This window comes from Streptomyces viridiviolaceus (assembly GCF_014650995.1).
GTDB lineage: Bacteria > Actinomycetota > Actinomycetes > Streptomycetales > Streptomycetaceae > Streptomyces > Streptomyces viridiviolaceus.
Map to the genome: position 1 here is coordinate 47,138 of NZ_BMWA01000011.1, position 20,965 is coordinate 68,102.

Annotated in this window: 17 protein-coding genes; 9 read left to right on the plus strand and 8 right to left on the minus strand. The window is 72.8% G+C overall.

Annotation, left to right across the window (positions count from 1 at the left end; all coding sequences use genetic code 11):
* Positions 1–103: 103 nt before the first annotated feature.
* Complete coding sequence (locus IE260_RS17410; protein WP_189873260.1) at positions 104–1,009, plus strand: NYN domain-containing protein; 906 nt, start codon at positions 104–106, stop codon at positions 1,007–1,009.
* On the opposite strand, the gene IE260_RS17415 is transcribed toward IE260_RS17410, so the two are convergent.
* A complete protein-coding gene (locus IE260_RS17415; RefSeq protein ID WP_189872832.1) occupies positions 1,006–1,890 on the minus strand; it encodes an alpha/beta fold hydrolase in 885 nt (294 codons plus the stop codon). The two genes, IE260_RS17410 and IE260_RS17415, sit on opposite strands and share 4 nt — an antisense overlap.
* Before the next feature lie 131 nt (positions 1,891–2,021).
* Complete coding sequence (locus IE260_RS17420; RefSeq protein WP_189872834.1) at positions 2,022–4,727, minus strand: DEAD/DEAH box helicase; 2,706 nt, start codon at positions 4,725–4,727, stop codon at positions 2,022–2,024.
* Between the two features lie 492 nt (positions 4,728–5,219).
* Here IE260_RS17420 and IE260_RS17425 point away from each other — a divergent pair, with 492 nt between their 5' ends.
* Positions 5,220–5,966, plus strand: a complete 747-nt coding sequence (locus IE260_RS17425; protein WP_189872836.1) for a ferritin-like fold-containing protein — start codon at positions 5,220–5,222, stop codon at positions 5,964–5,966.
* A 58-nt stretch (positions 5,967–6,024) separates the two neighbouring features.
* Here the strand turns inward: IE260_RS17425 and IE260_RS17430 are convergent, their stop codons facing one another.
* From IE260_RS17430 to IE260_RS17445, 4 genes are all read right to left on the minus strand, one after another.
* Positions 6,025–6,294 carry a hypothetical protein gene (locus IE260_RS17430; RefSeq protein ID WP_189872838.1) on the minus strand — a complete coding sequence of 90 codons (270 nt, stop codon included), beginning with the start codon at positions 6,292–6,294 and terminating at the stop codon, positions 6,025–6,027.
* 435 nt (positions 6,295–6,729) lie between these two features.
* Positions 6,730–6,957 (minus strand): DUF3107 domain-containing protein, encoded by a 228-nt coding sequence (locus IE260_RS17435; protein WP_106412574.1) that lies wholly within the window; start codon positions 6,955–6,957, stop codon positions 6,730–6,732.
* A gap of 150 nt (positions 6,958–7,107) precedes the next feature.
* On the minus strand, positions 7,108–7,752 hold the full coding sequence (locus IE260_RS17440) for a TetR/AcrR family transcriptional regulator (protein WP_189872840.1): 645 nt from the start codon (positions 7,750–7,752) through the stop codon (positions 7,108–7,110).
* A gap of 209 nt (positions 7,753–7,961) precedes the next feature.
* Positions 7,962–8,186, minus strand: coding sequence for an Rv3202a family protein (locus IE260_RS17445; protein WP_189872842.1), 225 nt, complete (start codon positions 8,184–8,186; stop codon positions 7,962–7,964).
* Positions 8,187–8,415: 229 nt separating this feature from the next.
* On the opposite strand from IE260_RS17445, the gene IE260_RS17450 reads away from it, so the two are divergent.
* From IE260_RS17450 to moeZ, 7 genes are all read left to right on the plus strand, one after another.
* Entirely contained in the window at positions 8,416–9,486 is a 1,071-nt protein-coding gene (locus IE260_RS17450; RefSeq protein ID WP_229880844.1) for an alpha/beta fold hydrolase, read from the plus strand.
* A gap of 8 nt (positions 9,487–9,494) precedes the next feature.
* Entirely contained in the window at positions 9,495–11,108 is a 1,614-nt protein-coding gene (locus tag IE260_RS17455) for a DUF3152 domain-containing protein (protein WP_189872844.1), read from the plus strand.
* A 216-nt stretch (positions 11,109–11,324) separates the two neighbouring features.
* A complete protein-coding gene (locus tag IE260_RS17460; protein WP_189872846.1) occupies positions 11,325–13,037 on the plus strand; it encodes a DUF3492 domain-containing protein in 1,713 nt (570 codons plus the stop codon).
* Positions 13,034–14,407 (plus strand): hypothetical protein, encoded by a 1,374-nt coding sequence (locus IE260_RS17465; RefSeq protein ID WP_189872848.1) that lies wholly within the window; start codon positions 13,034–13,036, stop codon positions 14,405–14,407. The genes IE260_RS17460 and IE260_RS17465 overlap by 4 nt, the downstream gene beginning before the upstream one ends.
* 141 nt (positions 14,408–14,548) lie before the next feature.
* The gene (locus tag IE260_RS17470; protein WP_189872850.1) at positions 14,549–15,598 is read left to right on the plus strand and encodes an SDR family oxidoreductase; all 1,050 of its coding nucleotides are present in this window, start codon (positions 14,549–14,551) and stop codon (positions 15,596–15,598) included.
* Positions 15,586–16,335, plus strand: a complete 750-nt coding sequence (locus IE260_RS17475) for a spherulation-specific family 4 protein (protein WP_189872852.1) — start codon at positions 15,586–15,588, stop codon at positions 16,333–16,335. The genes IE260_RS17470 and IE260_RS17475 overlap by 13 nt, the downstream gene beginning before the upstream one ends.
* Before the next feature lie 63 nt (positions 16,336–16,398).
* A complete protein-coding gene (gene moeZ, locus IE260_RS17480) occupies positions 16,399–17,577 on the plus strand; it encodes an adenylyltransferase/sulfurtransferase MoeZ (protein WP_189872854.1) in 1,179 nt (392 codons plus the stop codon).
* An 83-nt stretch (positions 17,578–17,660) separates the two neighbouring features.
* Here moeZ and IE260_RS17485 read toward each other — a convergent pair whose 3' ends face one another.
* Positions 17,661–19,202, minus strand: a complete 1,542-nt coding sequence (locus tag IE260_RS17485) for an alpha/beta hydrolase (RefSeq protein ID WP_189872856.1) — start codon at positions 19,200–19,202, stop codon at positions 17,661–17,663.
* A 129-nt stretch (positions 19,203–19,331) separates the two neighbouring features.
* Complete coding sequence (locus tag IE260_RS17490; protein ID WP_189872858.1) at positions 19,332–20,876, minus strand: alpha/beta hydrolase; 1,545 nt, start codon at positions 20,874–20,876, stop codon at positions 19,332–19,334.
* Positions 20,877–20,965: the final 89 nt, after the last annotated feature.

Below are 20,965 nucleotides of genomic sequence, written 5' to 3' on the forward strand. Positions count from 1 at the left end.
GAAATTTTTCGAACAACTAATTACTAGCGCGTAAGTCGCCAGTCGCTTGACCGGTACAGGACTGACCGGGACCGGTTGTGTTCACAGCGTGACCGCCGGGACAATGGAGGCGATGAACGACGACCTCGCGTCCGTGAACGCCCGCATCGACCGCGTCAACGAGCTCCTGCAGCGCATGCTCGCCGAGGTGGCGAAGACACCCTCGACCCATGCGATCTTCGTGGACGCCGGGTACCTCTACGCGGCGGCGGGACGACTGGTCGCCGGGACCGAGGACCGCCGCGCCTTCGACCTGGACGCCGAGGGACTGATCGAGGCGCTCATCGACAAGGCCCGCACGATCTTCGCGGACAGCCGGCTGCTGCGCGTCTACTGGTACGACGGCGCCCGGCGCCGCATCCACACCGCCGAGCAGCAGACCATCGCCGAGCTGCCGGACGTGAAGGTCCGCCTCGGCAACCTCAACGCCAACAACCAGCAGAAGGGCGTCGATTCCCTCATCAGGTCCGACCTGGAGTCACTGGCCCGGCACCGCGCCATCAGCGACGCGGCGCTGCTCGGCGGCGACGAGGACCTGGTCTCGGCGGTCGAGTCCGCCCAGGGCTACGGCGCCCGCGTCCACCTGTGGGGCGTCGAGGCACCCGAGGGCCGCAACCAGGCCGACCCGCTGCTCTGGGAGGTCGACAGCCAGCGCACCTTCGACCTGGAGTTCTTCAAGCCGTACGTGTCCCGGCGCACGGCACACGCCTACGAGGCCACCGGCGTGGCCCGGCCGGGCCGCGAGGACGTCCGGTTCGTGGGCGCGCAGATCGCGGCCAAGTGGCTGGCCGCCCGCGGCCGGGAGTCGCTGGTGGAACTGCTCCCCGGCCACCCCTACCTCCCCGGCTCGGTGGACCAGGACCTGCTCGTGGAGGCCGAGGGGCTGCTGCAGTACTCGCTGCGCGGCCAGGCCGACCTGCGCAGGGCCTTGCGGGACGGCTTCTGGGAGCACCTGCAGTCGCAGTACTAGCCGGCGTCCGGCTGCCCGGTGACGTCGTCCCAGAAGTCGGCGAGGGCGCGGGCGGTCGGCAGGGGCTGGTCCGTGTTGGGGGAGTGCTCGGCGCCGGTGACGACGGTCCGGCGCGCGTTCAGCCGCACCGCCATCTCGTCCAGGAGCGGCACGGGCCAGGTGTCGTCATAGGCGCCCGACAGTACGTGGAACGGCAGCGGCACGGCGGCGAGTTCGGCGACCCGGTCCGGCTCGGTGCACAACTGGCGTCCCGTGGCGCGGAGCTGGGCGGGCCTGGTGCCGAGCCAGCGCTGCCGCAGCCGTGCCTGGTCGCCGAGGCCGCGCGCGGGGCCGCCGACCTCCTCGGGCGGGCCCATGGTCTGGATCACGTCCCAGACCTCCGCCATCGTCATGGTGTCGAGCGCGTCCCGCAGCAGCTTCACACGCTGCTGCTGGGAGACGGAGATCTGCGCCGGGCCCGAGGACATCAGCGTGACGGAGACGAAGGGGGAGCGGTCCAGCAGCACGGCTGCCCGTGCGATCTGTCCGCCGAGCGAGTGCCCGAGCAGGTGCACGGGCTCTCCCAGGGCCGCCGCCTGCGCGAGCACGTCACGGGCCAGCTCGGCCTGCGCGTAGGCGGATTCGTCGGCTTCGGGGCCGTCGGACTCGTACTGCCCCCGACCGTCCACGGCGACGGTCCGGTATCCGCGCGCCGCGAGCGGCTCGTGCAGCAGCGTGAAGTCCTCCTTGCTCCCCGTGAACCCGGGCAGCAGCAGCGCGACGCCCTTCGGCTCGGCACCGTCGGCCACGGGTGCATCGACGACGGCGAACTCGCCGCGCGTGGTGCGCAGCCGGTACGTGCGTGCGTCGGGGGGTGTGGAGAAGCTGGCGTTCTGGCTCACGGGCAGAGGTTATCGGGCGGAGCGGGATCCACCGGGCCGCCGGGGCGCGACAACGCCGCCGGCCCGGCCCCGCGCGTGGCGGGGCCGGGCCGGCGATCGTGTCGGTGGGCGCCGGTCGTGACCGGCCGGGATCAGCCCTCCGTGGACTCCGCGGGCTGCGGTGCGGCTGCGGCGGTCTTGCGGGTGCGGCGCGGCTTGGTCTCCGCCTCGACGGCCTCGCCGCCCGCCTCGGTGGTCGCCGTGGCCTTGCGGGTCCGACGCCGCGGGGCGGCCTCCGGCTCGTGCGTGGCCTGTGCCGGGATGTCGGCGGTGGCCTCGGCGGGCTCGGCGGCCTTGCGGGTGCGGCGGCGGGGCTTCGCCTCCGTGCCCTCGGCCGTGTCGGCGGCGGTTTCGGCCTTGGCGGCGGTCTTCCGGGTGCGTCGGGGCTTGGCCTCGGCGACCTCGGTGCCGTCGGTGGTCTCGGCTGCTGCGGCGGTCTTGCGGGTGCGGCGCGGCTTGGTCTCCGTGCCCTCGGCCGTGTCGGCCGCGGTTTCGGCCTTGGCCGTGGCCTTGCGGGTGCGCCGGGGCTTGGCCTCGGCGGCTTCCGGCTCCTGCGCGGTCTGCGCCGGGATGTCGGCGGTGGCCTCGGCGGGCTCGGCGGCCTTGCGGGTGCGGCGGCGGGGCTTCGCCTCCGTGCCCTCGGCCGTGTCGGCGGCGGTCTCGGCCTTGGCCGTGGCCTTCCGGGTGCGTCGCGGCTTGGCCTCGGCGCCCTCGGTGCCCTCGGCCGTGTCGGCGGCGGTCTCGGCCTTGGCGGCGGTCTTCCGGGTGCGTCGGGGCTTGGCCTCGGCGACCTCGGTGCCGTCGGTGGTCTCGGCCGCTGCGGCGGTCTTGCGGGTGCGGCGCGGCTTGGTCTCCGTGCCCTCGGCCGTGTCGACCGCGGCCTCGGCCGTCGCCGCCGCCTTGCGGGTGCGTCGCGGCTTGGCCTCCGCGGCTTCCTCGGTGGCCTCCGCGGCCGCCGTCTTCCGCGCGCGGCGCGCCTTCGTCTCCGCCGCCTCCGGCGCGGACTCGGTCACACCCTCGGCCGTGTCGACCGCCGCCTCCCCGGCAGCCGTGGCCTTGCGGGTGCGACGGCGGGGCTTGTCCGCGGGTGCCTCGGGCGCCGTGGCCCCGGCGGCCGCCGACGGCTCCACGACCTCCGGCTCGACCGACGCGGTGGCCTCCTGCGGGGCGGTCTCGGCCGACTTGCGGGTACGGGTGCGGCGGCGCGGCTTCGCCGGCGTCTCCACCGTCCCGGTCTCGGCGGCCTCGCCCGTCTCGGGGGCCTCCAGGGCCGCGCCGTCCGCCGTCGCCACGGCGGACACGGCGGCCTCCGGTGCCGCGGAGTCGGCGGTCGCCGACGCCACCGGCTGCTGAGCCGGCGCCCCGGAACGCGTGCGGCGCCTACGGCGCAGGGTGCGGGGACCCTTGGCGGCCTCCGTCTCCGTGCCGCTGTCCGCGCCGCCGGTCACCGACTCGGGTGCCGTGGTCCCGGTGGCCTCGGCGTCCACCGGCGCCCCGCCGCGCATACGGCGACGGCGGCGCGGGGTACGGGAAGGACGCTCGCGGTCGGCGGAACGGGACTCCTCGCGTCCGCCCCGGCCGCCGCGCCCGCGACCGGCCCGGCCGCCCGGCTCGCCCAGGTCCTCCAGCTCCTCCGCCGCCAGTCCGGCGCGGGTGCGCGCCGAGCGCGGCAGGACGCCCTTGGTGCCCTCGGGGATACCGAGGTCGGAGTAGAGGTGCGGGGAGGTGGAGTACGTCTCCGGCGGGTCGTTGAAGTCCAGCTCCAGCGCCTTGTTGATCAGCTGCCAGCGCGGGATGTCGTCCCAGTCGACCAGAGTGATCGCCGTACCCTTCGCACCCGCGCGGCCGGTGCGGCCGATGCGGTGCAGGTACGTCTTCTCCTCTTCCGGCGACTGGTAGTTGATGACGTGCGTCACGCCCTCGACGTCGATGCCGCGGGCGGCGACGTCGGTGCAGACGAGCACGTCCACCTTGCCGTTGCGGAAGGCGCGCAGCGCCTGCTCGCGGGCGCCCTGACCCAGGTCGCCGTGGACGGCGCCGGAGGCGAAACCACGCTGCTGGAGCTGGTCGGCGAGGTCGGCCGCGGTGCGCTTGGTGCGGCAGAAGACCATGGCCAGCCCCCGGCCGTCGGCCTGCAGTATGCGCGCGACCATCTCGGGCTTGTCCATGTTGTGGGCGCGGTAGACGAACTGCTTGATGTTCGCCACCGTCGTGCCCTCGTCGTCCGGCGCGGTGGCGCGGATGTGGGTGGGCTGCGACATGTAGCGGCGGGCCAGTCCGATGACCGCGCCCGGCATGGTCGCCGAGAACAGCATGGTCTGGCGGCGGGCCGGCAGCATGTTGATGATCTTCTCGACGTCGGGCAGGAAGCCCAGGTCGAGCATCTCGTCCGCCTCGTCGAGGACCAGGCACTTGACGTGCCTCAGGTCGAGCTTCTTCTGGCCGGCCAGGTCCAGCAGGCGGCCCGGGGTGCCGACGACCACGTCGACGCCCATCTTCAGGGCCTCGACCTGGGGCTCGTACGCCCGGCCGCCGTAGATCGCGGTGACGCGCACGTTGCGCACCTTGCCGGCGGTCAGCAGGTCGTTGGTCACCTGGGTGCACAGCTCGCGCGTCGGCACGACGACGAGGGCCTGCGGGGCGTCGGTCAGGGACTCGGGGGCGGCGCGGCCGGCCTCGACGTCGGCGGGGACGGTGACGCGCTCGAGGAGCGGAAGGCCGAAGCCCAGCGTCTTGCCGGTGCCGGTCTTCGCCTGGCCGATGACGTCCGTGCCCGAGAGGGCCACGGGAAGCGTCATCTCCTGGATGGGGAAGGGATTGATGATGCCGACGGCCTCCAGGGCCTCGGCGGTCTCGGGGAGGATCCCGAGGGATCGGAACGTCGTAGTCAGGGTGCTGCCTCTTCTGTGTGCGCGGTGCGAGGCGAGCGCGGGGGTCGTGCCAGACCGTGCCGGGGACGTCGGCTGCCTTACGGGCGAGCCGTAGGACACGGGACCTCTGCCGACGCTCTAGCGCTCGTACCGCTGAGGGTGTCCCTCCGGGTTCCGTACGCACTGTGCCGTACGGACGAGAGGGCTGTCGGGTCGGAGCCGATCGGGCCACCGACCGGGCATCCTCATGCGTGCGGCCCGACGAAGATGTCACGTACCCGTACGTCACATACTCGGCAGGCGCATTACCACCATACCCCGGATTCGCGCACACGCGATGGCCGATTTGGTCAGGTAGTCGTCGTCACACTGATTGACCAGGGCCTTACGGTCGGCGGCGGGCGGGCTATTGTGCGCTGCATGACGAGCTCTGACAAGCCTGGCAACGACGCAGACGCCCCCGCCGAACACACCGGAGTCGCCGCCCGGGACTGGGCGACGGCCTCCGCCGACCCGCAGTACCGCGCCGCGGTCGTGGACCTGCTCGGAGCGCTCGCGTACGGCGAGCTGGCGGCGTTCGAGCGGCTCGCGGAGGACGCCAAGCTGGCGCCGACGCTGGCGGACAAGGCGGAGCTGGCGAAGATGGCCTCGGCGGAGTTCCACCACTTCGAGCGGCTGCGCGACCGGCTCGCCGAGATCGGCGAGGAGCCGACGGCGGCCATGGAGCCGTTCGTGGCCGCCTTCGCCGGCTTCCACAAGCAGACGGCCCCCTCCGACTGGCTGGAGGGGCTCGTCAAGGCGTACGTCGGCGACTCCATCGCCAGTGACTTCTACCGCGAGGTCGCGGCCCGCCTCGACTCGGACACCCGCGAGCTGGTGCTCGCCGTGCTCGACGACACGGGCCACGCCGGCTTCGCCGTGGAGAAGGTGCGCGCGGCGATCGACGCGGACCCGCGGGTGGGCGGGCGGCTGGCGCTGTGGGCGCGGCGGCTGATGGGCGAGGCCCTGTCGCAGTCCCAGCGTGTGGTCGCCGACCGGGACGCGCTGTCGACGATGCTCGTGGGCGGTGTCGCGGACGGCTTCGACCTCGCCGAGGTCGGCAGGATGTTCTCCCGGATCACCGAGGCGCACACCAAGCGGATGGCAGCGCTGGGGCTGGCCGCCTAGGGCAGCCCCTCCGGGCGGTCCCGGTGCCTCACCGGGCGGCGCCGCCGTCGGCGGCCGGTCAGGCGGTCGCCGACCGGCGCCGGAGTCTTCCCGCGGGGCGCAGGAGCAGCGACAGCGAGGCGACGGAGACGGCGGCCGCGCCCACGAGGTTCGGCAGGAGGCTGTCGACGCCCAGCGCGGTGTGCGTGACGAACGCTCCGAAGAGGGCCCCGGCGACACCCGTCGGCAGGACGAGGACCCGGGCCGGCAGCCGGTGCGGCAGCCGGTGGGCGGCGGCCCATGCCAGGGCGAGGCCGAGGATCGCGGCGCTGAGCGCTTCCAACAGCATGTCGGGGGTCCCTCCCACATGGCCGGCCTGCCCGGAACGGTCGTAGCCGTCCTACCCCTGACCTGCGGAATGCAATCCTCCCCTGTGGGCCGGCTGTGACCTTCCGCGCGCCACGGAGGCACCGCAACGCGACCCGGAGCCGTGGGACGTGACCTTCCCCGGTGGGCTGGGGCGCGGGGCGCGGTTCCTTGGAGCGGTGCGGCGCCTGGTGGTTCGGGAGTGCAGGGCCCGGTGGTCTGAGCAGCGACCTGACCGAGGGCTGCGCGTACGGGGCTCGGTGGTCTGGTGCGGAGGCGCAGGGCCCGGTGGTGTGAAAAGCGACCGGCCGGAGAGTCGGAAGGCGGAGAGTCCGGAAGGTGGGGCGCCTTCACAGACACCGGTGCGAGAAGGGCCCGGCGGTGTGTCACCGTCGGGCCCTTGCCGTCCTTCGTCCGGCTACAGCGCGCCGAAGCCCACCTTGCGCGGGGCCGGCTCGCCGATCTCGACGTACGCGAGGCGGTCGGCCGGGACCAGGATCTTGCGGCCGTGTTCGTCCACGAGGCTCAGCAGCTGCGACTTGCCGGCCAGTGCCTCGGAGACCACGCGCTCGACCTCCTCGGCACTCTGACCGCTCTCCAGAACGATCTCGCGGGGCGCGTGCTGCACGCCGATCTTGACCTCCACGGCTATGTCCCTCCGACGGTCAGTGAAGTGCGCGATCTTCCGCGCCGTACCCAGCACACATTAGCCCGGTGAGGGGACGTACACGCTCCGTCGGAGAACGCCAGGAGCGAACAGCCGACGGGAACACGGCCGGGAACGGGGTTTCCGAGGTCAGTGCTGCTGCTCGTTGCCGTGCAGCGGGAAGCCGGCGATGCCCCGCCAGGCCAGCGACGTGAGCAGCTGGACCGCCTGGTCGCGAGGCACACTGCGGTCGCTGTGCAGCCAGGAGCGGGCCACCACCTGGGCGAGCCCGCCCAGACCGGAGGCCAGCAGCATCGACTCGGCACGCGAGAGGCCGGTGTCCTCGGCGATGACGTCGCAGATGGCCTCGGCGCACTCGTTCGTGACCTTGTCCACGCGCTCGCGCACGGCGGGCTCGTTGGTCAGGTCGGACTCGAAGACGAGGCGGAAGGCACCGCCGTCGTCCTCGACGTACGCGAAGTACGCGTCCATCGTCGCCCGGACGCGCTGCTTGTTGTCGGTCGTCGAGGCGAGCGCGCTCCGCACGGACTGGATCAGTGCCTCGCAGTGCTGGTCCAGCAGCGCGAGGTACAGGTCCAGCTTGCCCGGGAAGTGCTGGTAGAGCACCGGCTTGCTGACGCCGGCGCGCTCGGCGATGTCGTCCATCGCGGCCGCGTGGTAGCCCTGCGCCACGAACACTTCCTGAGCGGCGCCCAGCAGCTGGTTCCGTCGGGCACGGCGGGGAAGGCGTGTGCCCCGCGGGCGTACCGCCTCTGTCTGCTCGATGGCTGTCACGCCGCCTCCCAAAGTCGTCCACGTGCGGTGTGCGCCGCGCCGCCATCGTACTTTTCGGTAACCGTGGTGTGCGCGGTGCGAGCGCAGAATTTCACGGACCGGACGGTGTGGAAAGCCGCACAATAGGTTTCAAATGGTTTCAGGCCGGGCAAAAATTGGCCTCTCTCCAGCTGGGTGGCACCTTCCGGGTGCCGTCGCGGCCACCTGGTTCAGCGGTAGTCGTCCTCGTCGTGGGAGACGACCCTGGCCTGTTCCACCAGGTCGGCCTCGTTGGCGCGGTCGGGTTCGACGCCGGTCAGCGGGTCGTCGCGGTCCGGCGCGATGTCCGCGTGCTGCTCGACGGCGTCGGCGTCGGGGGCCTCGACGTCGAATTCCGCGGGTTGCTGGGCCTCGTCGTCCTCGAAGGTCTCGGGGTCGGTGGGGTCGACTGCCATGTTGGGCTCCCTTCCTACGAACGTCCCTGGACATGCAGGGGCCACACGCGGGTGCCCTCTCCACGAGCCTAGGAGACACCCGATTCGGACGCCATGCGATCCGCTTGCGGTCCGTGACGCAGAGCTGTCAGGGGATCCGTACACCTGTACCCGGCTCACCCGGGGTCGCACCCGCGCCTGTGACCGCGAACACATGAGCCGCCGCGTGATCGTCTCGTAACATTGCCGCATGTCTTCGACCGAGCTGCCGTCCGTGCCGCCCGCCAACGTGCTGCCGAAGGTGGCAGCCGTCAAGGTCGCCGAGGGCGAACGGCTCAGGTCGGTCCACCTGCCGGGCATCACACTGACGGTGCGGTCGAGACGGCCGGCGCGGGCGGGACTGCCGCCCGCGTTGTACGTCCACGGACTCGGCGGTTCCTCCCAGAACTGGTCGGCGCTGATGCCGCTGCTGGACGACGTCGTCGACAGCGAGGCCGTCGACCTGCCGGGCTTCGGCGACTCCCCGCCACCGGACGACGGCAACTACTCGGTCACGGGACACGCCCGGGCCGTCATCCGTCATCTCGACGCGTCCGGGCGGGGCCCGGTGCACCTGTTCGGAAACTCGCTCGGCGGCGCCATCGCCACCCGCGTCGCCGCCGCGCGGCCCGACCTGGTGCGGACGCTGACGCTCGTGTCGCCCGCGCTGCCGGAGATCCGCGTGCAGCGCAGCGCCGTACCGACGGGGCTGCTGGCGCTGCCCGGAGTGGCGTCGCTGTTCACCCGGATGACCCGGGAGTGGACCGCGGAGCAGCGGGTCCGCGGGGTCATGGCGCTGTGCTACGGCGACCCCGGGAAGGTGACGCCGGAAGGTTTCCGCAACGCCGTGGAGGAGATGGAGCGGCGGCTGCAACTGCCGTACTTCTGGGACGCGATGGCGCGCTCGGCACGCGGGATCGTCAACGCCTACACCGTCGGCGGCCAGCACGGACTGTGGCGTCAGGCCGAACGGGTCCTCGCACCCACGCTGCTGGTCTACGGTGGTCGGGACCAACTCGTCGGCTACCGGATGGCCCAGCGCGCCGCCCGTGCCTTCCGCGACTCCCGGCTGCTGACCCTGCCGGACGCGGGACACGTGGCGATGATGGAATATCCGGAGACCGTGGCCACGGCGTTCCGTGAACTCCTCGCGGACACCGGGAAGCAGGGCGGCGCCGAGGGCGACGGGCACGACGAGGGTCGCGGAAACGACGTACGTCACGAGAACAGGGACCACCGGGCCGTGGACCACGAGCCCGCCGACGAGAACACGGGAGGCTGAGGCGCGACGTGGGACGCCACAGCCGCCGCGGACCCGCCCCCAAGGGCGACACCGCGGACGCCGCCGCAGCACGGGAGGGCCGCCCCGCGCGGCCGGGCCGTCGGCGTACGCCTGCGCCGCCGGCGGGGGAGCAACTGCTGCCGGGCGGCGGCGGACCGGGCGGGGCCCCGGGGTACGCGGGCCGACGCCTGCCGGACGGAATGGCCGGGTGGGGTCCGGGGCCGTCGGGCGGTCCCTTCGAGGGGGCGCCCGCGCGTGGTGTTCCCAGGTTTCCTGACGGTACGCCGGCGCATGGCGTTCCCCAGGTGCCGGACGGCACTCCGGCCCGTGGTGTTCCTCGGTTCCCCGACGGGACTCCGGCCCGTGGTGTTCCTCGGCTCCCCGACGGCACTCCCGCGCGTGGTGTGCCCCGCTTCCCTGACGGCACCCCCGCCCATGGTGTGCCGCAGGTTCGTGGGGGCCATCCCGAGCAGCGTGAAGCCGGGGGCGGCTGGGGTGAGTTGAGGGCGCGAGCGGCCGGTGTCGGGTACGGCACGCCGCCGGGGGCGCCCGGAGCTCCCGCGCAGTCCGGTCGGTCCGCCGGGCCCGGGACTCTCTTCCCGCGGCAGCGGCAGGCTCCCCCGCACGGGCCGCGGCAGGAGTACCTGGACGCCTTCGGCGAGGACGACGACGACGTCTTCGCGCCCCGCGCGCCTCGCCGCACCACCGTCGCCGCGCAGGTCACCGACCCGTACGCCTCGGTCACCGACTGGAACTCCGGCGACACCGCCCACGTCGACGACGCGCCGCCCACCGGCGGGCCCGCGTCGGCCAAGGGCGGCAAGGGCCGGGCCTTCACCGGCATCGCGGCTGCCGCCGTGACCACCGTGCTGGCGGTCGTCGTGGCCGGTCAGGTCGCTGACGGGCGGGACGGCGAGGACGTGCAGTCGCAGTCCGCCACCGACCAGGCGCGCGATGCCCGCGACCCCGCGTCGCGGGCCGACGGACGGCCGACGCCGACCCCGTCCGGCGCCGCGGTACCGCTGACGTACGAGCAGAAGATGAGCAGGACGTACCCGCTCGGCGCCGCACTCAAGGCCTCGGGGAGGTTCGACGCGGTTCCCGGCATCGACAAGGCGCCGGGCACGGGACAGAAGTACACCTACCGCGTGGACGTCGAGCAGGGGCTCGGACTCGACGGCGAACTCTTCGCGCAGGCCGTGCAGAAGACGCTGAACGACGACCGGAGCTGGGCGCACAACGGTGCCCGCACGTTCGAGCGCATCCATTCCGGGCAGCCCGACTTCGTGATCACACTCGCCAGCCCGGGCACCACCGCCGAATGGTGCGCCAAGTCCGGCCTGGACACCACCGTGGACAACGTGTCCTGCGACTCCGCCGCCACCGAGCGCGTGATGATCAACGCCTACCGGTGGGCCCAGGGCGCGGAGCCGTACGGCGACCGGATCCACGCCTACCGGCAGATGCTGATCAACCACGAGGTCGGCCACCGCCTCGGCTTCAACCACGTCACCTGCGACAAGGACGGCGAACTCGCCCCGGTCATGCAGCAGCAGACCAAGTTCGTCGACCACGACGGGATCGACTGCCGTCCCAACCCCTGGGCGTACCCCGGGGAGTGACCCCGTGAGGCCTGGCCGCCATGTGACGCGTGGTGATCGAGCGATCCCTTAGCGCGACGGAACGCACCCCGCACGGGAAAGTTACGTCCGTTCACCCCTTTTGGTGGCGCGATGGACAACCGTCCGTCGCGCCACCGCCTTGTCCGCATACGTTCGTCCCGCTGCGAGTCGCCGGACCAACGGCGGCTCTCCATACGGGAGATCGGGGGTGCGCGCATGCGCATCGGACTGCTTACGGAGGGTGGCTATCCGTACGTGGGCGGTGACGCCAGGCTCTGGTGCGACCGGCTCGTGCGCGGGCTCGAGCAGCACGAGTTCGACGTCTACGCGCTCAGTCGCAGCGAGCGCCAGGAGGACGAGGGGTGGGTGCCGCTGCCGCCGCAGGTCAGCCGGGTGCGCACCGCGCCGTTGTGGTGCTCCGAGGACGACGGGGTCGTGTACGGGCGGCGCGCGCGCCGGCGTTTCGCCGAGTGCTATGGCGAACTCGCCGCCGCCCTGTGCGGTGTCGCCCTCGTGGACCCGTCCGGTGTGCCGCAGGAGGCGTCCGCCGCCGAGGCGGACCGTTTCGCCAACGCCCTGTACGGCCTCGCCGAACTCGCCCGCGACGAGGGTGGTCTGGCGGGCGCGCTCCGCTCCGACACCGCCGTACGCGCCCTGGAACGCGCCTGTCGCGCGCCCGGCGCCCAGCGTGCCGCGCGTGAGGCACGCGTCCCCGATCTGCTGGCGGTGGCCGAGGGGCTCGAACGCGCCCTGCGCCCCCTGTCGCTCGACTGGTACGAGGACGACGGACTCGGTGCGGTCGACCTGTGCCACGCGGCCTCCGGCGGTACCGCGGCCGTGCCCGGCCTGCTCGCCCGGCACTTCTTCGGCACACCCCTGCTGGTGACCGAGTACGGGGTGCGCCTGCGGACCCACTACCTGACCGCTCGCGACGCCACGCCCCCCATACGGGCGCTGCTCGCCGCCTTCCACGGCCGGCTCGCCGCCGAGATCTACCGGCGGGCCGCCGTGATCACGCCCGGCAACGCGCATGCCCGGCGCTGGCAGGAGCGCTGCGGAGCCGAACGCGGCAAGCTCCGCACGGTCTATCCGGGCATGGATCCCAGCCCCTTCGCGGATGCGGGGGAGACGCCGGAGTGCGCCGACCCGGACACCCTGGTCTGGGTGGGACGCGTCGAGCCCGCCAAGGATCTCGTCTCACTGCTGCACGCGTTCGCGGAGATCCGCAAGGAGGAGCCCGGCACGCGCCTGCGGATCGTCGGCGCTCCCACCGGCCCCGAGGGGGCTGCCTATCTCGCCCACTGCAAGGGACTGGCCGCGCAGCTCTTCCCCGACGAGGCCGACGGGCCGCACGCCGTCGGCGACAACCCGGTCTCCTTCGAGGACATCGGCGGCCCCGAACTCCCGTCCCGCGCCGACGCCTACGCCTCGGGAGCCCTGGTCGTCCTCAGCAGCGTCGTCGAGGGGTTCCCGGTCGGCCTGGTCGAGGCCATGTTCTGTGGTCGCGCGACGGTGTCCACGGACGTCGGCGCCGTGGTCGAGGTCATCGGCGGCACCGGTCTCGTCGTACCCCCGCGCAATCCGCGGGCGCTCGCCGAGGCGTGCGTGACCTTGCTGCGCGACCCCGAGCGCCGTGAGCGCCTGGGGGCAGCCGCGCGCGCCCGCGCACTGGAGCTGTTCACCGTCGAGCAGAACATCACAGCATTTCACGGCATTTACCTGGAGATCCTCTCGCGGACGCCGGTCCGCCGTGTGGTCCTCGACGACACCGGGGAGCCCCTCCCGTTCGCCGCCCCCGCCGAGGCCCACGTCCCCGGTCGCTGGACCGCCCCCGCGTCCCGTGTCGTCGCCCGGGGCGGGCCCGGCTGGGCCATGGACCCGCCCGACCGTACGACTCCCGTCCACGCCACCGAGGGAGCGGCCCGATGAGCGGCCTCGGCGAACTGGACCGCCCCGGCACCCCGGCCGGCCCGGGTGCCTGGGACGAGCGCTCGCGGGAGTACCTGGACACCGCGGGCCCCGGCCCGGGAGCGCCCGTCGGCGAACGGGAGAGCGCCGGGCCCGCCGACGCGGCCCTCGCGGACGGCGGACCGGGCGACGATCGGACACGCACGGACCCCGGCGCGCGGACGGCCTCCGCCTCACCCTCGGCCCCTGCCGCTGCCACAGCCGGCGCACGCTCCGGCCGAACGAGCACGGGCGGCAAGCAGCCCCCCACCGCCCGCAGGGGCGCCGCGGACCCGGTGAAGGCCCTGATGCACCGTCACCGCGACCTGTGCGAACGGGCCGTGGACCCCCTGGAGATCGCGGCGGGCCTGGAGGCGCACGGCGTCACCGACCGGACCGCCGCGCGCTTCCGCCACCGGGACGTCTTCTCCCTCGCGGAGGAGATGTACGCCCGCGTCCCGCGCGACGCCGACACGGCGCCACGCCCCCCGGCGCCGCCGGAGCCCCGGGGCCGTGCCGCCTGGACCGTCCTCGCCCTGCTGCCCGGCGTGCTGTGCGCCGCCGCCGTGGCCGGCCTGCGCCTGACCGACGGCCGGACACGCCTGACCGTGGCAGCCCTCGGCACCCTGGCGGTGACCCTCGCCCTGCGCGCCGCAGTGCGCCGAGGTCCGCTGAGAGCCGCCACGCACACCCCCGGCGCCTGGACCTGCTGGCTCGTCGGCTACGCCCTCCTCGGCGACGGACTGCTCCGCGCCGCCCTCGCCGGGGGACCGGACGGCCTGCCCACCGGCGCCGCCGACCGTCCCTGGCCCCTCACCGTCGCCCCGGTGCAGGCCCTCGCCCTCGCCTGCGCACCCGCGGCCTGGAGCGCCCACCTGTTCGCCGCCGGCGCCCGCCGCAAACTTGCGGCCAGCCGTGGTCTGACCGACTTCTCGGCCTCCGCACGCCCGCTGCTGCTCGGCACCTTCGCCCTGTTCCTGGGCGCCCTGACGGTGCTGCTGTTCCTGACCGGCGCGGTCCTCGACGAGCCCCCCGCCCATCCCCAGGCCCTCACCCTGGGAGCCCTCCTCCTGCTGGCCCGCCTCCTCGTCGTCCACGGCTTCACCCACGCCCCGGCGCTCGTCCTCACGTTCGCGGCGACCGCCGAGGCGACCGCCGTGGCCACCGTCTTCGCCGGTCGCCTCCCCGGCTGCAGCTTCCTGGGGGTCCCCGTGGAAGCCCTCGTCACCGCCTGGGGCCCGGCCGCAGTCCCGACCACGGTCTGCGGCATCGGGTCCCTGGCGCTCCTGCTCCACGCGACACGACGCCTGACCACGGCCTCGGCCCACGCACCGGCGGAGCACCCGCGATGACCGCGCGCTCCCCGTACCCGGCCCAACACCAGGGCGCAGCCTCGCGCACCACACCCGGCCCCCGAACCCTGCACCACCCTTTGAAGGAGAACCCCTGATGACCACCTCCCGACCCGACTCCTCGGCCCCGGGAGCCGCCCGATGAGAGTCCTGCTGATCGGAGCCAACGGCTACCTCGGCCGCTTCGTCGCCGACCGCCTGCTCGCCGACCCGGCCGTCCAGCTCACCGCCCTCGGCCGCGGCGACGACGCCGACGTCCGCTTCGACCTCGCGACCGGGAGCCCCGGCGCCCTCACCCGCTTCCTCGACGCGGTCCACCCCGGAGTCGTCGTCAACTGCGCGGGTGCCACGCGAGGCGGGGCCCGCGAACTCACCCGGCACAACACCGTCGCCGTCGCCACCGTCTGCGAGGCCCTGCGCCGCAGCGGCTGCGGCGCGCGCCTGGTGCAGATCGGCTGCAGCTCGGAGTACGGACCCAGCCAGCCCGGCTCCTCCACCGCCGAGGACGCCGTGCCGCGCCCCGGCGGGCCCTACGGCGTCAGCAAACTCGCCGCGACGGAACTGGTCCTCGGCTCCGGCCTGGACGCCGTCGTCCTGCGCGTCTTCTCGCCCGCCGGCCCCGGCACGCCCGCAGGGTCCCCGCTGGGCCGCCTCGCCGAAGCCATGCGCCGAGCCATGCAGTCCGGCGACGGAGAACTCAGGCTCGGCGGCCTCGGCGTCCAGCGGGACTTCGTCGACGTCCGCGACGTGGCCCGTGCCGTGCACGCTGCCTCGCTCTCCGCCGCCCAGGGCGTCATCAACATCGGCTCGGGCCGCGCCGTCCGGCTTCGCGACGCCGCCGCCACCCTCGCTCGCGTGGCCGGCTACGGCGGCGCCCTGCACGAACTGGACACACCGCCCGGCGCGCTGCGGCCGACCATCGGCCACCCCCGGGCCGAGTCCGTCGGACACCGCGCCGAGTCCCTCGGTCTCCACCGCACCGACTCCGTCGGCCACCACCGTCCCGACCCCCTCGTACATCGCGCCGACGCCGAGCATGCGACGCCGGTGGCCTTTCCCTACCCGGACGGCTGCGGCAGCTGGCAGCAGGCCGATGTGCGCACCGCACGCGACCGGCTCGGCTGGCGGCCCCGGATCAACCTCGAAGAGTCCCTCGCCGACATCTGGATGGAGGCGGCATGCCGTATCTGACCAGCAGGAAAGCGGGCACCGCGAGTACCGGCGTCCGCACCGGCTTCGGTGTCCCCGGCCTGGCCCACCCCCTCGTCGCCCCCGCCGAGTGGGCCACGCTGGCCTGTCCGGGCACACCCCTGCACTGGGTCGTCCTCAACGTCGCCGACGGCCCGGGCGCCCACCCCGACCCGCGCTGCCTGGAGGCGGCCGGCCGTCTGCGCAACGCGGGCGTCCGGGTCCTCGGCCACCTCGACACCGCCTACGGAGCACGCTCCTTCGGCGAGCTGATCTCCGACGCGCACCGGTACATCGACTGGTACCAGGTCGACGGCTTCCTCCTCGACCGCTGCCCGTCCCAACGGTCCGCGCTCTCCGAGATCCGCCGCGCGGTCACCACCCTCCGGGTGATCCGTGAGGAGGCCCACATCGTCCTCGGCCACGGCACCCATCCGTACCCCGGGTATGCCGACACCGCCGACCAGTTGGTCACCTTCTCGGGTGCCTGGAGCGACTACCGCTGGTCGCAGGCCGCCGAGTGGAGCGCCGACCATCCGCCCGAGCGCTTCTGCCACTTCGTCCACGGCGTCCCGCGCGGGCACCTGGAGGAGGCGCTGCGCATCGCCCGCTGGCAGGGGGCCGCGACGATCTACTTCACCGACCGCACGGAGCGCGGCGGCCGCACCGTCCCCTGGGAGACCATGCCCGGCTACTGGGACGACATCGTCTCGCGTGTCGGAACAGGTGTCTCGGAATGAAAAAGGCCGTGGCAGTGTTACGGGGAGAACAACCGTAATGATTGACCGACCAACGGAGTCCCCGTGTCGCTGCCACCCCTGGTCGAGCCGGCCCCCGAGCTCACCGTAGACGAGGTCCGCAGGTACTCCCGCCACCTGATCATCCCCGATGTCGGGATGGACGGGCAGAAGCGGCTGAAGAACGCCAAGGTGCTCGCCGTCGGCGCGGGCGGCCTCGGCTCGCCGACCTTGATGTATCTGGCGGCGGCCGGTGTCGGCACGCTCGGCATCGTGGAGTTCGACGAGGTCGACGAGTCGAACCTGCAGCGCCAGGTCATCCACAGCCAGTCCGACGTCGGCCGCTCCAAGGCCGAGTCCGCCCGTGACACCATCAAGGGCATCAACCCGTACGTGAACGTGGTCCTTCACGAGGAGCGGCTCGAGGCCGACAACGTGATGGACATCTTCAGCCAGTACGACCTGATCGTCGACGGTACGGACAACTTCGCGACCCGCTACCTGGTCAACGACGCCTGCGTACTGCTGAACAAGCCCTACGTCTGGGGCTCGATCTACCGCTTCGACGGCCAGGCGTCCGTCTTCTGGTCCGAGCACGGCCCCTGCTACCGCTGCCTCTACCCGGAGCCCCCGCCCCCCGGCATGGTCCCCTCCTGCGCCGAGGGCGGCGTCCTGGGCGTGCTGTGCGCGTCCATCGGCTCCATCCAGACCAACGAGGCCATCAAGCTCCTCGCGGGCATCGGCGAGCCCCTGGTCGGACGCCTGATGATCTACGACGCCCTGGAGATGCAGTACCGCCAGGTCAAGGTCCGCAAGGACCCCAACTGCGCGGTCTGCGGCGAGAACCCGACCGTCACCGAGCTCATCGACTACGAGGCCTTCTGCGGCGTCGTCTCCGAGGAGGCCCAGGCGGCGGCGGCCGATTCCACGATCACTCCCAAGCAGCTCAAGGAGTGGATCGACGACGGCGAGAACATCGAGCTCATCGACGTCCGCGAGCCGAACGAGTTCGAGATCGTCTCCATCCCCGGCGCCCGCCTGATCCCGAAGAACGAGTTCCTCATGGGCACCGCCCTGGAGAGCCTCCCGCAGGACAAGAAGATCGTCTTGAACTGCAAGACGGGTGTCCGCAGTGCGGAAGTCCTGGCGGTCCTGAAGTCCGCCGGCTTCTCGGACGCCGTCCACGTCGGCGGCGGCGTGATCGGCTGGGTCAACCAGATCGAGCCGGAGAAGCCCGTGTACTGAGCCGTCACCGGCTCGCGACCGCACCCCGGTCTCCGGTCGGCGGGGGCCTCGCGCACCACAGGTGCACGAGGCCCCCGCCGTCGTCATGAGCAGACCTTGCCGTCCTTCGGCACCGTCCCGTCCAGCAGGTAGGCGTTGACCGCGGAGTCGACGCAGTCGCTCCCGCTCCCGTACGCCCCGTGGCCCTCGCCCTTCCAGGTGAGCATCACTCCGACGTCCTTGCCGAGCTCGTCCGCCATCCTGCGGGCGCCCTCGTAGGGCGTGGCCGGGTCGCCGGTGTTGCCGACCACCAGGATCGGAGCCGCACCGGAAGCGCTCACCGCCGGTGTCTCGTGCTGGCCGGCCACCGGCCAGTCGTGGCACCAGCCGGCCGTGTCCCAGCCGAGGAACCTGCCGAACACGGGCGAGATCTTCTCGAACCTGGGCAGCAGCTCCTTGGTCTCCTCGACGGTCGGCCGCTGCTTGTCGTCCAGGCACGATATGACCCGCTGCGAGTGGGTCGTCGTGCCGTAGTGCCCCGAGGAGTCGCGTTCGTTGTAGCCGTCGGCGAGCGCCAGCAGCTCCGAACCGTCGCCCTCCTCCGCCGCTTCCAGCGCGCTCGTCAGCGCCGGCCAGCCGTCCTTGCTGTACAGCGGCAGCACGATCCCCGTGACCGCCAGCGTCTGCGTCAGCTTCCGCCCCGGCGACGACGTCGGCAGCGGCTCCGCGTCGATCCGGTCCAGCAGGGCGGCGATCTTCCGCGTTCCCCGCTCGGGGTCCTGCCCCGTGGATTCGAGGTAGTCGTCCAGTGCGCGCTGGAAGCCCCTGGTCTGGTTCTCGGCGTGGCCCATGGTGTCGGCGCTCGGGTCGACGACCGCGTCGAGGATCATCCGCCCCACGTTCTTCGGGAACAGGTGGGCGTAGACACCGCCGAGTTCCGTGCCGTAGGAGATGCCGAAGTAGTGCATCTTGCCGTCGCCCAGGACGTGCCGCATCAGGTCCATGTCGCGGGCGGTGTCCGTGGTGGAGACGTGGGCCATCAGCTTCCCGGCGGACTTCTCGCAGCCCTTGCCGAAGTCGGCGGCGTCCTTGAGGTAGGCCTCTTCCTCGGCCGGGGTGTCCGGCGTGGTGTCCACCGACTCGGCGGCCTCGATCTCCTCGTCGCCCCGGCAGCGCACGCCCTCACTGGCGGCCACCCCGCGCGGATCCCAGCTCACCAGGTCGTACCGCTCGTGCAGCCGCGAGACGCTGTCTGCGTACGACGGCATCATCGACACGCCCGAGCCGCCGGGCCCGCCGAAATTGAACAGCAGGGAGCCGATGCGCCGGTCCCCGTCGGCCTTGTCGCGGATCAGCGCGAGGCCGATCGTCTCGCCGTCCGGTTTCGCCCAGTCCAGCGGCACCTTGAGCGTGGCGCACTGCCAGTCGCCGCCGGGCGCGGAGGAGTCCGCGGTGCCCTTGCAACGGCCCCAGTCGAGCTGCTGGGAGGCCAGTGAAGCGGGCACCCCGGGCGGAGCGGGGGCCGACGGCCGCCGACTGTCCGTCCCCCGGTCGTCCTGGTCGTCGCCGGACGATCCGCTGCTGCAGCCCGCCGTGATCAGCGCGGCGGCGGCAGTGAGAGCCGTCCACCGGACGAGACGCGCCATGTGCAATCCCCCCTCGCAGGCCGTCCGCGCCGTACGGCGGATGGCGGTCATGCCATGGTAGGCGGATCGCCGGGCAGCCGTTGCGGCCTGTGGATAACGCTCCGACCAGGGGTTTCGTCGGCAAGTGGGTCAGGAGCAGACCGTGCCGGCCGCCGGTGTCCGCCCGTCCAGCAGATAGCCGTCCACGGCGTCCTGCACGCACTTGTTCTTGCTGTCGTAGGCGCCGTGCCCCTGCCCCTTGTACGTCAACTCGACCCCGACGCCCTTCCCCAGCGCGTCCACCATCCGCCCCGCACCCTCGTAGGGCGTGGCCGGGTCCCCGGTGTTGCCGATCACGAGGATCGGCGGGGCGCCGGGAGCGCTGACGTCGGGATGCTCGGCCGCGCCGGCCACCGGCCAGTCGGTGCAGGTGAGCAGGCCCCAGGCGAGCCAGTCGCCGAAGAGGGGGGAGGCGTCCACGAACTCGGGCAGCTTCTTCTCCACGTACGCCGTGTCGTACCGGGGCTTGTCGTCGGCGCAGTTGATGGCGACGTTGGCCGGGATGAGGTTGCTGTACTCGCCGTCCTCGTTGCGCCCGTTCAACGCGTCCGCCAGCGCCATGAGGACCCTGCCGTCGCCGTCGTACGCCTGCTCCAGTCCGTCGGTGAGGTACTCCCAGAAGTCCTTCGAGTACAGCGCCTGAGCGATGCCGGTGGTCGCCGCGGTCTGGGTGAGCTGGCGGGGGTAGATGCCGGGGATCGGCTTACTGTCCAGCTCCTTCAGCAGCCGGGCGATGCGGTTCTTGACGTCCTGGGCGCTGTCCCCGACGGGGCAGTCCTCGACCTTCGTCACGCAGTCCTCGGCGAAGTTGTCGAGGGCGAGCTGGAAGCCCTTGGCCTGCCCGAGCGAGCTCTCTTCGGCGTTCTGCGTCGGGTCGACGACCGCGTCGAAGACGGCGCGGCCGACCTTCTCGGGGAACAGGTGGGCGTAGACGCCGCCGAGTTCGGTGCCGTAGGAGATGCCGAAGTAGTGCAGCTTGTCGTCACCGAGGACCTGGCGCAGCAGATCCATGTCGCGGGCCGCGTCGGTGGTGGCCACGTGCGGCAGCATCTTCCCGGAGTTCTTGTCGCAGGCCGCGTTGAACTCCTGGGTGTTGTCCACCAGCTCCGTGCGCTCGGCGGCGTCGTCGGGAGTGGCGTCCTGCTGGAAGTACCTGTCCAGCTGCTGGTTGTTCAGGCAGATGACGGGGGCGCTGCGGCCGACGCCGCGCGGGTCGAAGCTGACCAGGTCGTAGCGGGTGCGCAGCTTCGCGTAGTCCTGTCCGAAGGCGGGCAGCGTGGTGACGCCCGATCCGCCGGGGCCGCCGAAGTTGAAGACGAGGGAGCCGATCCGCCGGCTTGCGTCACCGCTGGTCTGCGCCCGGATCAGCGCCAGGCCGATCGTCTCGCCCTCGGGGTCGTCCCAGTCGCGCGGGGCCTTCATGGTGGCGCACTGCCACGCGTCGCCGTCCGGCAGCGGGGAGGGGGCGGGACCGCCGCCCTCGGCCTGGGACGGTGCGGGGCAGGCCTTCCAGCTGAGCCTCTGGTCCGTCAGGTCCCCGTCGGTTCCGGAGTCGTCGCCGCAGCCCGCCAGTACGGCGGACAGCAGCAAGGTGGTGGTGAGAGCAGCGGCGCGCAGCCGGGCGGAATTCGGCATGAACCCATCGTGCGGTCGCGCGCGGCCGTGCGCTCGGGGCGGGAGCCGTACGAGGTACGCAGCTTGCCGGGACCGCGTCCGGGGCCCTG